Raw genomic sequence first — 14,258 nt, forward strand, 5'->3', positions numbered from 1 at the left:
TCATGTCTGAGGTTTGTGGATATCAACGACACTTTTGGCGGACAGGCAGGCTGGCGCTGGTTTTGGGCGCGACATTTCTGGTGCAGGGATGTGCAAACGGTATGCCGCATTTCAGTGGCCCCAAGCCGAAGCCCGTCGAGCAAGTGGTCGTTCCCGAACCCGCGCCCAGCCTGACCCGAACGGCGGTCGCAACTTCTACCAGAAAGGCGCCCCCCAAAGTGAACAGAACTGCATCCGTCGTGCCCGCGCGTCAGGACCTGACGCTGAATGTCCTCTATTACGTCCGCATCATGGTGCCGGTGGGCAGTGAACTGACCGTTCGGGCCAACAGTGCGGCCGGTGGTGCGCCCTCGATCAAGACGATCAAGACGAAAGGCGGACCACCCTATGCAATGGAAATTCCTGTCAGTGCCGGTGCGGACGCCTATCCGATGACCATCGACGCGACGTTAAACTCATCTATCGGGCATGTGCTGACCGGCGCGGTTACACTGGACGGAAAGCCCACCAAGCCCGTTGAAATCGTTATGGTCCCCACATCCGAGTAAGGAAGCGTAAATTATGAAAAAACTTTTCCTCAAAACCCTATGTACGAGCGCAGTCGCACTTGCGCCGATGGCCGGTTCCGCCGCCTGTATCGACGCCTACATGACTGGGTTGAACGAATTCGAGCAGGGCCAGACCGTATCGAAACCCAGTTTTCGTGTGAATGAACTGTTGGTGTTGTGCTTTACGCCCAATCAGTCGGGATTCGTGTCGGTTTATGACGCTCCGATTGAGGGAGATTTTCAGCAACTCTACCCCAATATACTGACGCACCCGGATGGCGAAACCTACACCGAAGTTGAGGCCGGTACGCAATACTGTTTTGGCGGTCGCGACAGCTTTCCACTTTATCATCCACCCGAAGAGGGTATCGGAATTGGCAAAATCTCGATCACGTTGACCAGCCGCGAAGATTACCAGCTCGACGATGATGACTACGCGATTCCGGGGCAGAAGGTCACCAAATCCACGATGAACCTGCACCTGAGCAATCATCAGAAGTCGCAGGCAAAATGCTCTGCCCGCGATGTGACTTACCTTGATTACCGCATCACGAATTGATCGGAGAGAATTGATGAAAAAGCTGCTCAAGAGATTTGTTGCAACGGCGACGCTTAGCCTGGGGATGGCCAGTGCTGTGATCGCGCAGGCGCAAATGGAATGTGTTGATCCAAAATCTGATCAACCGACACTGCGTATTGTGAATGGTGACCGGGCCAAGGCCAGCGACTGGCCATTTATCGTCGGGCTTTACCACACGGGGGCCAAGATTCAGTATTGCGGCGGATCGCTGATCAACCAGCAATGGGTGCTGACTGCGGCGCATTGCTGGGGCGAGGGGAACGAAGACCCGTCCGCGACATTGGCCCTGCGTGCGGGTAGCGACGGCAAGCTTGACCCGAAGGGGCGCAGCATTTCCAAGCTGATCGTGCATCCGGGGTATGACCCGAACGACGCAAACGTGCATGACATCGCCCTGCTGAAGCTGAGCAGCCCGTTCGACATGCCAAACAGCCAGTTGGCAATCCTGCCGTCGAAAAAGGTCGAGGCCAAGCTGGCGCCGACACGCACATGCAGCGAGGTTGCAGGCTGGGGTGCGCTGGAGTTCGGGGCTGATGGCGGCTCGAAATACCTTATGTCGGTCGACGTGCAACAATTGCCGACAGATGTCTGCCGCGAAAGCTATGGCGGGCAGATCCGTCAGGGTGCAGGTCCGCACCTGTGCGCAGGGTACAAAGAAGGCGGCAAGGATAGCTGTCAGGGCGATAGTGGTGGGCCGCTGATCGTGCGCGACGGGCCGACGGGTTTCTTGCAGGTCGGTGTGGTCAGCTTTGGCCGTGGCTGTGCCTGGGAGGGGTTCCCAGGGGTCTATGCCCGCGTTTCGGACCACCGTGATTGGATATTCCAGACAATCGAGGCCAACTGAGAACCGGTTGGCCGACGGTCTTTGGGGTCTATGAGCGTTTTAAGTGTCTTGTGAAGTTAATGGTGAAAAGGAGGGAAAAATGAAGCGCATGATCAAGAAAATCGCCGCGCCATTCGTTTTTTGCTCGGCGTTAGCGAGTATGGTGGCCGCGCAGGGCAAGATGGAATGCATCGAGCCGGAATCCGATCGACCAGTAATGCGGATCGTGAACGGCGACCGGGCCAAGGCCTCTGACTGGCCCTTCATCGTGTCGCTGTATGAAAACGAAAAGTACGGGCACTTTTGCGGAGGATCGCTGATCAATCAGCAATGGGTATTGACTGCGGCGCATTGCTGGCCACCGAACACGAATGTGCATCCCAGCACGTTCACGATACACCGCGCTGGCAGCGATGGGCGTCAGGACAATGATATGCGCCGGATCGCCGAACTGTACCTGCATCCGGGATATGATCCGAATGACGCTGACGTGCACGATATTGCGCTGATCAAACTGGATCGCCCATTTGATATATCCAACAGTCAACTGGCATTGTTGCCGACCAAACAGATGGAAAAAAAGCTGGCTCCGACCAACACGTGTAGTGAGGTCGCAGGCTGGGGCACGTTGAGCTCGGGTGCGAAGCGCGCCTCGGAATTTCTGATGTCGGTCAACGTCCGGCAACTGACCAGCGAAGTCTGCCGAGCCAACTATAACGGAAAGATCGAAGGCGATATCAGGCCGGGGCAGGGGCCGCATCTGTGTGCGGGCTACGAGGAGGGCGGCAAGGACAGTTGTCAGGGCGACAGCGGAGGGCCGTTGATCGTGCGTGACGGGCCGACAGGGTTTCTGCAGGTCGGCGTTGTCAGCTTCGGTATTGGCTGCGCCATGGAAGGTTTCCCGGGCGTTTACACGCGTGTTTCCGATCACCGTGACTGGATCTTCCAGACGGTCGAGGCGCACTGAGTGGGCCGATGCGAAGAACACGCACATATCTTGCGGCCGGGGCGGTTGTCCTCGGGATGGGTGCCGCAACAGGCGCGGCGGCGCAGTGTGCTGGCCCATACCAGTATAATGTGGACGAGATGGAGGGGAGTGTCTTTAAACAGGTCCTGGTCACCACGCGGGATGAGATCGAGCGCTTCTTCAACTTTCGTTTTGACGCCTTCTGCATGGACGAGGAAGAGTACGGTGCCTACTATGATATTCGCAAGAATACCCTGGTGGTCGGCACGGAGTTCTTTCTCGACGTGGCGAATCCGCCGGGCAACATCAATCGGGCAATTGCCGTCATCGCCCACGAGGCGGCGCATGCATTCCAGACCAAGCATGGCCTGTTGAACATGCTGATCGAAACAAACCCGCATCGGGTCAAGTGCATAGAATTGCACGCCGATTTTCTAGCGGGTGGGTATATGGGCTGGCGCGCACGACTCTATGACATCACGCTGTCAAATATGACCGAGATGTTTTTCGATCTGGGCGACGCGCAAACAGGGAATGATGGCCATCACGGATTGGGGGCCGAGCGGTTCTTGTCCTTCCGGCAGGGATACCAAACGGTAACAGACGATGAAATTACACTTTCAAGCATGGGGATTGCATATGTTTCTCAAGCAAAATGCGACTAGAGCGGGGGCTGTTGCGGCTCTGGCAATGACATTTGGGATGATCTTTGGCGCGGGTGCCGCAGAGGCACAGCAGCTGAAAATGAATATTGGTTGCCCGACGCTGGGTAGTGCTGATATCGGGAAATACACGATTGATGAGTTGAACAAGCTTTGCCACAACAACACGGGTGCGGCCACGACAAGCTCGAGCGGTGGATCCTCCTCGCAGGTGTCGTCCGCCGAAGGCGGTGCAGCACTCAGTTGTGGCCAGCACAAGGCGTTGGCGTTCAAGGCGCGTCTGAATCCCGGTTTTGTCGAGGGGCAAACCTCGCAACAGGTGGTCGATAAGTATTGCCAGAACAAACCTGACAATGCGCTGCCCGACGAGAGCTATGCCGGCGGCGATCAGGCAACGGGTGTTTTCCGGTTCGAGCGCGGCTACCACAATTCCTACACCGGTGCCAAAGCCCGCATTTGCAAGCCGTATTATTCCGGCGATGCCCACCTGAACAACGGCCAGATCGTATTTACCTCGGGTGGTCATACATGGCGCGGTACGATCAGCCAGAACTCCTATATCTCGATCACCCGTGACGGTGTGAATCCGCGACCCAAGAACCACACCGTGATTTCCGGCCCCATGTTCAATGCCGAGCTATTCAACGGCTATTGCGGCAAGGGCTTTTTCCGCCTCTCAGCACAATAGGTTCCCATGATTAAAACAGCTATAAAGACTCTTGGCGGCGCGGTCCTGCTTGCGCTGCTGACAAATGGCGCAGCCGCACAAGACGGTGATGATGGATGCCTTGCTGCAAGTGAAATGCGTGACAAGGACGTAAAGCGCCACGCGGCAGTCCTTGGGGCGAGTAGCGGCGTTTGCCTGTCAGATCTTGATTTCGAAGAGAACGGCCTGAAATGGCAGATCACGATCATCGACAATTCAAAGCAACCGAACGGCCCGACGATCTATCTGTTGCATGACAATGAAAACGCGGCGTTCGATACCGCGCTTTATTCCGTGCTGCGGTACGGGGGGAAACTGATCGCGGTAGAAGCGGGCGACAGTCGCCAGTTTCAAGGGCAGGATCCGAATCGCAACTTCGGTATGACCAAAAAAGCGACGGCCACTTGCCGCGAAATGCGCAAACGGCCTGCGCCACTCTTTACGCAATTTCTGCTGGACCTGCGCAATCCGCGCATCAATTTCTTTCTGACCCTTCACAACAATGCCAACGGGCATTCCGGCAACGGCGGTAGCGGGGGTATCAGTGCTGCGCGCAAGAGCGCAGTGATGACGGGTATGATGACCGAAGTGGCGAAGGCCGACGAGGATGATGCGATCCTGCTGGCAGGCCGCAAACCGTTTGATCAGGAACGTCGGGCCAAAAAGGCAGCCGCCTTTTTCTTAGAGCGCGGGATCAATGTGATCTACGAACACGTGATACCCGAGCGCAACGATTGCTCGTTCTCGAATTATGTCGTGCTGAATGATCTGGGCGAGTATTTCAATATCGAGGCCGAGCACGGTCACGTTGCCCAGCAAAAGGCGATGCTGGACATGTTGATGACATTCCACCGCATCAGAGTGCGTAACAAATCGATCAAGTGAACGGAGTAACGCGGCGGTATGGCGTCGCGTTACCCGCGCATCAATACGGGTAGATCGCCGGTGAGGCCGGCGGCCTCGCGGATCATTCCACGCCGCAGTCCCGGTATCGCATTCAATGCGCCCATACCCAGATCACGCCCGAGCCGCAGCAGCGGGTTGTCACTGGAAAACAGGCGGTTGCTGATATCGGTGGCCAGCGCCAGCGATTGGGTGTCAAACCGCCGCCAACGTTGATACCGGTCCAGAACATCCTGCGCTGCAATGTCCTCACCACGCCTGCGGGCTTCGTCCAGAACTTGTGCCAGTGCGGCCACATCACGCAGCCCCGCATTGAGGCCCTGACCTGCGATTGGGTGCAATCCGTGTGCAGCGTCGCCGACCAGCGCAACACGATCAGCGACGAACTGATTGGCGAGGCTCAGGTTTAGCGGATAGCTGTAGCGCGGTCCCTTGATGCTGAGTTCGCCGAGAAAATCACCAAAGCGCGGACGTAGAACATGCAGGAAATCGACGTCATTCAGCGCCGAAAAGCTTGCAGCGGTTTCGGCGGTTTCGCTCCATACGATGGAGGATACATTGCCGGGCAGAGGCAGGATGGCCAGCGGACCGGGCGGCATAAAGAACTGATGTGCGATGCCGTGATGTGGCAATTCATGCTCGATGGCGCAGACCAATGCCGTCTGACCGTAATCCCAACCCGTGCGTTTGATCCCTGCCCGCTGCGCCGTGCCAGATGACCGCCCATCAGAGCCGACCAGCAGACGACCACGCAGTTCCTTGCCGGACGCCAATGTAACCTCGACACCGCCGGGACCCGATGATTGAGCGATGACAGCATCGCCTGAAATCTGGCGGATATTCTCCTCTTCGCGCATCGCGTCCAGAAAGGCACGGCGCAGGAAACGATCCTCGCACATATGGCCCATTGGACCTTCTTCGATCTCGGCGTGATCGAAATGCAGGAAAAAGGGCGACAGCGGTCCGGTGCCTGCCCGGCCATCGCTGACCTTGATTTCCAGCATCGGCTGCGCCTTAGTCGCGATCCGGTCCCAGATACCGACCGCGCGCAGCAGGCGGACAGATGCCAGTGCCAGCGCATAGGCGCGCCCATCAAAGGTGGCGTTTTTACGCACCGGCTGCGGCAGGGCGTCGATCACGGTCACGCCAAAGCCCGCCTGAGCGAGCGCAAGCGCCAGAGCCGGACCATTCAATCCGCCGCCGACAATCAGGATATCGCTGTCATGTGTCATGCCTTCCAATATGATGGGCGTTGCGGGATTGTCCATGCGCGACACTGTCGCTACCTTCGCCAAAATTCAGATAGTGTCAGGGGGCGGCGATGCAGGATTGGCTATGGATGAGTGCGGCAGATTTGGGTCGTGGGATTGGTGCGGGCCAGATTGATCCGATTGCGCTGACTGACACCTATCTGGATGCGATCGACAACCACGAGCACAGCGCGCGTATCTATTCGGTGGTGACTCATGACCGTGCTCGGGCCGAGGCGCGGGCCGCTTCCGAGCGCGCATCGTCCGGGCAACGCCGCGGGCCATTGGATGGCGTGCCGATCAGCTGGAAGGATCTGGTGGATAGCGCTGGTGTGGCAACCGAGGCGGGCTCGAAGCTGTTGGAGGGGCGGACCCCTGCGCGTGATGGTGCAGTCCTGCGCAATGCCACGGCTGCGGGCCTTGTCTGTCTGGGTAAAACGCATATGAGCGAATTGGCATTTTCGGGTCTTGGCCTGAACCCGATGACAGCGACGCCACCTTGTATCAATGATGCAGGCGCGGTGCCCGGTGGATCGTCCAGCGGGGCGGCGGCGAGCGTGGCCTTTGGGCTGGCGGCCTGTGGCGTCGGCAGTGATACCGGCGGATCGGTGCGCATTCCGTCTGCCTGGAATGATCTGGTCGGGCTAAAAACAACCAGCGGGCGTTTGTCGCTGGAGGGCGTTGTGCCGCTGGCTGCGAAGTTCGACACAATCGGACCTCTCTGTCGGTCAGTCGAGGATGCGGCATTGATGCTGGCCGTACTAGGGGGCGGGGCAGCACCTGATTTGCGGAGTGCGTCATTGCGAGGTATGCGGTTCGCCGCGCTGCAAACTGTGGTAATGGAAGATATGCGCGAGACGCCTTTGGCAGCCTACCACGACGCGGTGAAACGATTGCAGGATGCCGGCGCCGACGTGACACCGCTGGACGCGCCGGAAGTCGACGAGGCGATGCCGATGTCGGGTATCCTCTTTACCGCCGAGGCTTATGGGACATGGGGCCCGGTCATCGAGGCGGCACCGGACCGGATGTTCGGGCCGATACGTGACCGGTTCCGCAGCGGCGCTGACGCCCGTGCCGCTGACTATGTTGCTGCGTGGCAGCGCCTGGATCAGTTGCGCGCCGATTGGGCCGTCCGAGTTGCAGGCTATGATGCGGTAATCATGCCGACTGCGGCCAATCTGCCACCAGATGCCAAACGGCTGATGGAGGACGGATCGTATTATCTGACCGAGAACCTGCTGACGTTGCGCAACACTAGGGTAGGCAACCTGATGGGGGTGAGTTCGGTCACCCTGCCCACGGGCGTGCCGAGTTGCGGAATCATGTTCTGTGGTGCGTCCAACGGCGAAGAGCGGTTGCTTCGGGTTGCCAGAGCCGCAGAGGCGGCACTGACATAAGCCCTTGGATCTCGAGTATTTTTACAAAGAAGTAGTCGAATTTGCGAAAATACCACAAATTCCGACAGCGCGGGTGGTTTTGCTGGACCTGAAGGCAAGGTTTGGAGTAGTTTTGATCCAAACGGGGCGACAATGATCCCGAACCTTGAGGCAGTTTCAGATGTTTCCCGAGCGGTTTTCGAACCTTCCGGCCTATGCATTCCCGCGTCTGCGCGCCCTGTTGGACGTGCATGAACCGGGCGGTGATGTGCTGCATATGACGATCGGCGAGCCGAAACACGCCTTTCCTTCTTGGATCACCCAGATCATTTCGCAGAACGCAGCAGAGTTCGGTATATACCCTGCAAATGATGGCACCCCCGAGTTGCAGGCGGCAATCTGTGGCTGGCTGGCGCGACGTTATGGTGTCACGCTGGATCCCGACAATCAGGTTGTGGCGCTCAACGGAACGCGTGAAGGGCTATACAACGCAATGATGGCGCTTTGCCCCGAAACCAAGGCAGGCGCGCGGCCGGTGGTACTGGTGCCGAACCCGTTTTATCAGGTTTACATGGTGGCGGCGCTGTCGGTGGGGGCCGAGCCGGTATTCGTCCCGGCGACACGCGAAACCGGATATTTGCCGGATTTCAACACGGTGCCAGATGAGGTGATGAACCGGGTGGCGGTGGTTTATCTGTGCTCGCCGAGCAATCCGCAAGGGGCGGTGGCCACGGCGGAATATTGGCAGAATTTGCTGTCACTCGCGGAGAAACACGACTTCAAGATTTTTGCGGACGAATGCTATAGCGAGATTTACCGCGACACACCGCCGGAAGGGGCGCTGGCCGTTGCGGCGCGAACTGGTGCGGACCCCGAGCGCGTGATCGCCTTTCACAGCCTGTCCAAACGGTCAAACTTGCCGGGGTTGCGCAGTGGTTTTGTGGCGGGCGGACCTGAAAGCATCCGACGGATCAAGCAGTTACGTGCCTATACGGGTGCGCCATTGTCGGCCCCGCTACAACGGGTGTCCGAGGCGGTCTGGGCCGATGATGCGCATGTCGAAGAAAGCCGCCGACTGTATTGTGAGAAATACGCGCGCGCCGACGAGATCATGCACGGTGTTCCGGGATACCAAGGTCCGGAGGCAGGGTTCTTTCTGTGGTTGCCGGTCGAGAATGGTGAAGCGGCTGCATTGCACCTGTGGCAACAGACCGGTGTCAGGGTTTTGCCGGGCGCATATTTGAGCCAGAAAGCACCTGCGGGAAACCCAGGCAAGGGATACATCCGGGTCGCCATGGTGGCCCCAATAGACGAGATGTCGCGCGGGCTGACCCGCCTGCGCGATTGTCTCTATTCATAAAAGATACGAGGGACGAGATGGCATATCAGGCACGAGGACGCGACCCACTGCTGGACAGCAACATGGCGCAGGCGATCGAAAAACGCGGCAAGGAATTGCTGGGTCTGGGTCTACTGACGCTGGCGACCTTCGTGACGATGATGTTTGCCACTTACACCCCGGATGATCCATCGTGGCTATCGGCAGTTGATGCACCGGTACAGAATTGGCTGGGCCAGAGCGGCGCGACCATTGCGGCGACACTGTTCATGGTCGTTGGCTGGGGCGCGTGGGGCGCGTCCATCGTGTTGGCGATCTGGGGGCTGCGCTTTGTATTGCACCGGGGGCAGGAACGAGCGGTCAGCCGGTTGATTTTTGCGCCCATCTGGGTTGCGGTCCTTTCTCTTTATGCGGCTTCGCTCACGCCGGACGCAGAATGGTACGCAACACACAGCTTTGGTCTGGGCGGCATTTTCGGCGATACAGTACTGGGTGCCGTTCTGGGCGTGTTGCCGGTGGGGCCGGCGACGGGGCTCAAGCTATTGGCGTTGGTACTCGGTGCGGTGATGGTTGTGCTGGGGGCATTCGTTCTCGGGTTTGACCGTTCTGAACTGACGCGCATTTTGCGCTTCCTTCTGGTCGGGTTGATTATGAGCTATTCGATGCTGCTGAATGTGCTGGGGCGTGGTGCCGAGAGTGCGCGCAATGCAGCCCAGGCGCGGCAGGAACGCCGGGCGGGTCGCGCAGAGTCACAGCAGGCTTCTGCCGAACGAGAGGTCAGTATCGTTGCCCCGCGGATGCGCCGTGGTACTGGTGCCGTGATCGACGAGCCGGATGTGCGCGATGAGCCGCCGATAGAGAAGCCCGGTGGGCTGCTGGCGCGGATGCCGTCGCTGATGCGCAAACCCGACCCGATGCCTGAACCGGAACTGGTCGAGCCTGTGGTGCATACAGGTGAGCAGAACATGCCCGGCGAGGACCGGATCAAGGAAAAGATCGCTGACGTGATCAAGAGCCGGGTGCGCAAGAGCAACGCAGTGCATGTTGAAGCCGTAGCGCCGTTGACCAAAGGGCGCGGACGAGGACCCGAGCCATTGTTGCTGGATACCTCGCGTCGCGGCGTTGCGATACCGGCCGAGCCAGTATTGTCGGCCGGTGTTTCATTGCCACCAGAGCCGCCGTTGACGGCCTCGCGTACGGTCGCGCCATTGAATGTACCACAGATGGCCCGGACGGAAGCCTGCTTGGCAGAGGTCGAGCCGGAACTGGTGGAGGTCGACGATACGCGTGAGGCCTATCAACCCGAGGCTGCACTGCGCATCCCTGTGCCGGAGCCACGCAAAGTGGTACAACATACTGCGAGAAAGGCACCGGCACCATCGAGTCGCGCCAAGGCGGAAGCGCAGCCCAAGCTGCAATTCGAGGAGGCCGAAGCCGAGGAATTCGAATTGCCACCGCTCAGCCTGTTGTCAAATCCCGAGAACGTCCAGCGGTATCATCTCAGCGATGAGGCGCTCGAAGAAAATGCACGGATGCTGGAAACCGTTCTCGATGATTACGGCGTCAAGGGCGACATTGTCAGCGTGCGCCCCGGTCCTGTGGTGACCATGTACGAACTGGAGCCGGCGCCGGGCCTGAAAGCGAGCCGCGTGATCGGCCTGTCGGACGATATCGCGCGCTCGATGTCGGCGCTCAGCGCGCGGGTCAGCACTGTACCGGGCCGCACGGTCATCGGGATCGAGTTGCCCAATGACAATCGTGAGATGGTGGCCCTGCGCGAGATCCTGTCGTCACGCGATTTTGGCGATGGCAACCAAAAGCTTCCACTGGCGTTGGGCAAGGATATCGGCGGCGATCCGATTGTCGCGAATCTGGCCAAGATGCCGCACCTCCTGATCGCGGGGACGACTGGATCGGGCAAGTCCGTGGCGATCAACACGATGATCCTCAGCCTGCTCTACAAGCTGACGCCGGATGAATGCCGGATGATTATGATCGACCCCAAGATGCTGGAACTCAGCGTCTATGACGGTATTCCACATCTACTCAGCCCGGTTGTGACCGATCCCAAGAAGGCGGTCGTCGCCCTCAAGTGGACTGTGGCAGAGATGGAGGAACGTTACAGGAAGATGTCCAAAATGGGCGTGCGCAACATCGACGGCTACAACGGTCGCGTTGCCGATGCGCTGGGCAAAGGCGAAATGTTCAGCCGCACGGTGCAGACCGGGTTTGATGATGATACCGGCGAGCCAGTGTTCGAGACTGAGGAATTCGCGCCCGAGAAGATGCCTTATATCGTGGTGATCGTCGATGAGATGGCTGATCTGATGATGGTCGCGGGCAAGGAGATCGAGGCCTGCATTCAACGTCTGGCACAGATGGCGCGGGCCAGCGGCATTCACATTATCATGGCCACGCAGCGTCCGTCGGTTGACGTCATCACGGGCACGATCAAGGCAAACTTTCCCACGCGGATCAGTTTTCAGGTCACGTCCAAGATCGATAGCCGTACCATTCTGGGCGAGATGGGGGCCGAACAACTGCTGGGAATGGGGGATATGCTGTATATGGCTGGCGGGGCCAAGATCACCCGCTGCCACGGCCCATTCGTGAGTGACGAAGAAGTGGAGGAGGTCGTAAACAACCTTAAGGCCTACGGCCCACCCACATATCTGAGCGGCGTGGTCGAAGGACCCGATGACGACAAGGCAAGCAACATTGACGCAGTGCTGGGTCTGGGTGGCAACACGGACGGCGAGGATGCGCTTTATGATCAGGCGGTGCAGATCGCGCTGACGGATCGCAAGGTCAGCACGTCCTACATTCAGCGCAAGCTGGCGATCGGCTATAACAAGGCCGCGCGTCTGGTCGAGCAAATGGAGGATGAGGGTATCGTGAGCGCCGCAAACCATGTCGGAAAGCGCGAGATTCTGGTGCCCGAGCAATAGAATACCCTGTTTGGCGAAACTTTATCATTCCGGTCGCGTTGGGGTGACGATCCCGGCGCGACGAGGAATGAAATGAGCCAGAAAACGGCCCAGCACATGATGGAAGACATTGCCGAACTCTCGGACGAGAACGGCAAAGTTGTTTTGCGTGATCTGATCGAGGCGCTCGGTCACCGGGGCTTTGGACCGCTCTTTTTCATTGTTGCGGTGATAGAACTTACCCCAGTGGGGGGCATTCCGGGTGTGCCCACAACACTTGCTGTCATCATCAGCCTGATCGCCGTACAGATTCTTATCGGGCGCAAACATTTATGGATGCCGGATTTGATTGGCAATATCGCGCTTCCCAAACAAAAATTGGATGCTGGCGCTGACAAACTCAAGCCGATCGCCCGCAGAATTGATGCGTTGCTGGGATCGCATCTGGCATATCTGACAGGCGAAACTGGCCAGAAAGTTGGCGCAATCGCTGTCGTCCTGCTTTGCCTGCCGGTGCCCCTGTTGGAATTGGTTCCGTTTGCCACCTCTATTCCGATGGGGGCCATTGCGCTGATAGGGCTGGCGATTGCGGCAGGGGATGGCGTATTGATGCTGATCGCGCTGGTTGCCTGCATCGCGGCCTTGATAAGCGGGCTGATGCTGCTGATATAAAAACGGTTGATATCGCATATCATTGTGCCCCTGTGTGACAAGTGGGGGAATACCACGCAACAAGGACGCATTTTGATTATGAAACTGCTACCAACCCTGATGGCCGGAACTTTGGCTGGTGTGCTTAGCCTCGTGTCGGTTTTGCCAGCTGCAGCAGAAAAACTGTCTCTGGCTGAGATTTCAACCTATCTGAACTCGCTGAAGACGGCCACAGGGTCGTTTACGCAGATCAACGATGATGGGACCATCAGTACCGGACGCATTCTGATCAAACGGCCCGGCCGCGTGCGTTTTGAATACGCGCCGCCCGATCAGACGCTGGTGGTCGCCGATGGTGACACTGTCGGTATCGTTGATCCGAAATCCAATCAGGGCACACAAGCCTACCCGCTGCATCGTACGCCGCTGTCGATCATTCTGGCGCGCAATGTCGACCTCTCCCGCGCGCGGATGGTGACAGGGCATGCTAGCGACGGCAAGACCACTACAGTTCGCGCACAGGACCCGGACAACCCCGAATACGGGAACATTGAACTGGTCTTTACCGGCAGTCCGGTAGAGCTGCGTCAATGGGTGATCAATGACAGCGGTGGCAGCCGCACAACTGTTGTTCTGGGCGATCTGGTCAAGGGCGGGCGGCTGAAGGATGAAAGCTTTGTCATTCCGGGGCTTTCCACTGCAACGCAGATCGAGCGATAGGCGTTGCGGTCAATCCGGTCTTAAACAACGGCAGATATGGATGCGCACCGCCAGACTGGCGTCCCGCGGTGCTGTTATCCGGCCGACAACATTTGCCTTCAGCCTTGTCAGCGCCACCGTCGGCAACTGCGCAACTGTTGCTGGTAGGTGGCTGCGCGCGCCTCAACCGTACCGGCAACCCGCACCAGCCATGCCTTGTTGCGATAGCTGCCGCGGGCATAGCCAGAGCGGCCCTCATGGTAGGCTAGGTATTGCCGCCGTGCATCGTGCAGCGGAATGCCCAGACGGTCGCGGCTTTCGGCCATGTACCAGCCCATAAAGTCGGTCGCGTCGTTGATATTATCGCGCCGCGCTGAATGTTTGCGCTCGGCCTGAACGTATTCGTCCCATGTGCCGTCCAGCGCCTGACTGTATCCAAAGGCAGAGCTTTGTCGCCCCATGGGAATGACGCCCAGCGTGTAGCGGAACGGCGTGCGTGCGTCGCTGACGAATTTGCTCTCTTGATAGATCGTTGCCATCTGCACGTGCACTGGCACACCCCAGCGGCGTTCGGTTGCGCGGAATGCGCGGGTATAGTTTGGGCGCTCACGCAAAATTGCACAGGCGTCGTCCATCGTGTCCGGGGACGATCCATAGCTCCCACCACGACCACAGGCCGCAACGAGGAGTAACAATAGCGCTGCGCGAAGCTGTCTGCTCATCTGCCTCTCGCTCTTCTTTTTTTATGGCAGTGTAGCGGATCGGCGTGAAATGGGAAATCACGAATTTTTGGTGGCCGCCAGAGCGGGGCCGACTGCAACTGA

General features: G+C 58.5%; 14 protein-coding genes. 12 read left to right on the plus strand and 2 right to left on the minus strand.

Going from position 1 to position 14,258, the window contains the following annotated elements; all coding sequences use genetic code 11:
• Positions 1 to 2: 2 nt before the first annotated feature.
• The 7 genes from N7U68_RS15235 to N7U68_RS15265 all read left to right on the plus strand — a co-directional run bounded on the left by N7U68_RS15235 (position 3) and on the right by N7U68_RS15265 (position 5,171).
• Positions 3 to 548 carry a hypothetical protein gene (locus tag N7U68_RS15235; RefSeq protein WP_165194217.1) on the plus strand — a complete coding sequence of 182 codons (546 nt, stop codon included), beginning with the start codon at positions 3 to 5 and terminating at the stop codon, positions 546 to 548.
• Between the two features lie 13 nt (positions 549 to 561).
• On the plus strand, positions 562 to 1,107 hold the full coding sequence (locus N7U68_RS15240; RefSeq protein WP_165194215.1) for a DUF4384 domain-containing protein: 546 nt from the start codon (positions 562 to 564) through the stop codon (positions 1,105 to 1,107).
• A 13-nt stretch (positions 1,108 to 1,120) separates the two neighbouring features.
• Complete coding sequence (locus N7U68_RS15245; protein ID WP_165194213.1) at positions 1,121 to 1,972, plus strand: S1 family serine peptidase; 852 nt, start codon at positions 1,121 to 1,123, stop codon at positions 1,970 to 1,972.
• A gap of 79 nt (positions 1,973 to 2,051) precedes the next feature.
• A complete protein-coding gene (locus N7U68_RS15250; protein WP_263047365.1) occupies positions 2,052 to 2,918 on the plus strand; it encodes a S1 family serine peptidase in 867 nt (288 codons plus the stop codon).
• 56 nt (positions 2,919 to 2,974) lie between these two features.
• Positions 2,975 to 3,583 (plus strand): hypothetical protein, encoded by a 609-nt coding sequence (locus tag N7U68_RS15255; protein WP_263047366.1) that lies wholly within the window; start codon positions 2,975 to 2,977, stop codon positions 3,581 to 3,583.
• Complete coding sequence (locus N7U68_RS15260) at positions 3,558 to 4,268, plus strand: hypothetical protein (RefSeq protein ID WP_263047367.1); 711 nt, start codon at positions 3,558 to 3,560, stop codon at positions 4,266 to 4,268. Before N7U68_RS15255 ends, N7U68_RS15260 begins: the two co-directional genes overlap by 26 nt.
• A 6-nt stretch (positions 4,269 to 4,274) precedes the next feature.
• Positions 4,275 to 5,171, plus strand: a complete 897-nt coding sequence (locus tag N7U68_RS15265) for a hypothetical protein (RefSeq protein ID WP_263047368.1) — start codon at positions 4,275 to 4,277, stop codon at positions 5,169 to 5,171.
• A gap of 29 nt (positions 5,172 to 5,200) precedes the next feature.
• Here the strand turns inward: N7U68_RS15265 and N7U68_RS15270 are convergent, their stop codons facing one another.
• Positions 5,201 to 6,457 (minus strand): FAD-dependent monooxygenase, encoded by a 1,257-nt coding sequence (locus N7U68_RS15270; RefSeq protein ID WP_263047369.1) that lies wholly within the window; start codon positions 6,455 to 6,457, stop codon positions 5,201 to 5,203.
• Positions 6,458 to 6,510: 53 nt separating this feature from the next.
• On the opposite strand from N7U68_RS15270, the gene N7U68_RS15275 reads away from it, so the two are divergent.
• The 5 genes from N7U68_RS15275 (at position 6,511) to N7U68_RS15295 (ending at position 13,455) form a co-directional block, all read left to right on the plus strand.
• Entirely contained in the window at positions 6,511 to 7,839 is a 1,329-nt protein-coding gene (locus N7U68_RS15275; RefSeq protein WP_263047370.1) for an amidase, read from the plus strand.
• Positions 7,840 to 7,999: 160 nt separating this feature from the next.
• Positions 8,000 to 9,178, plus strand: a complete 1,179-nt coding sequence (locus tag N7U68_RS15280) for an aminotransferase class I/II-fold pyridoxal phosphate-dependent enzyme (protein ID WP_263049169.1) — start codon at positions 8,000 to 8,002, stop codon at positions 9,176 to 9,178.
• A 17-nt stretch (positions 9,179 to 9,195) separates the two neighbouring features.
• Positions 9,196 to 12,105 carry a DNA translocase FtsK gene (locus tag N7U68_RS15285; protein WP_263047371.1) on the plus strand — a complete coding sequence of 970 codons (2,910 nt, stop codon included), beginning with the start codon at positions 9,196 to 9,198 and terminating at the stop codon, positions 12,103 to 12,105.
• Positions 12,106 to 12,177: 72 nt separating this feature from the next.
• A complete protein-coding gene (locus N7U68_RS15290) occupies positions 12,178 to 12,756 on the plus strand; it encodes an exopolysaccharide biosynthesis protein (RefSeq protein WP_263047372.1) in 579 nt (192 codons plus the stop codon).
• 78 nt (positions 12,757 to 12,834) lie between these two features.
• Positions 12,835 to 13,455 (plus strand): LolA family protein, encoded by a 621-nt coding sequence (locus N7U68_RS15295; RefSeq protein WP_165194195.1) that lies wholly within the window; start codon positions 12,835 to 12,837, stop codon positions 13,453 to 13,455.
• Between the two features lie 107 nt (positions 13,456 to 13,562).
• On the opposite strand, the gene N7U68_RS15300 is transcribed toward N7U68_RS15295, so the two are convergent.
• Positions 13,563 to 14,156: a transglycosylase SLT domain-containing protein gene (locus tag N7U68_RS15300; RefSeq protein WP_165194193.1), complete on the minus strand. Its 594-nt coding sequence runs from the start codon at positions 14,154 to 14,156 to the stop codon at positions 13,563 to 13,565.
• Positions 14,157 to 14,258 lie beyond the last annotated feature (102 nt).

The sequence above is a fragment of the Roseovarius pelagicus genome (assembly GCF_025639885.1).
Taxonomy (GTDB): Bacteria; Pseudomonadota; Alphaproteobacteria; order Rhodobacterales; family Rhodobacteraceae; genus Roseovarius; species Roseovarius pelagicus.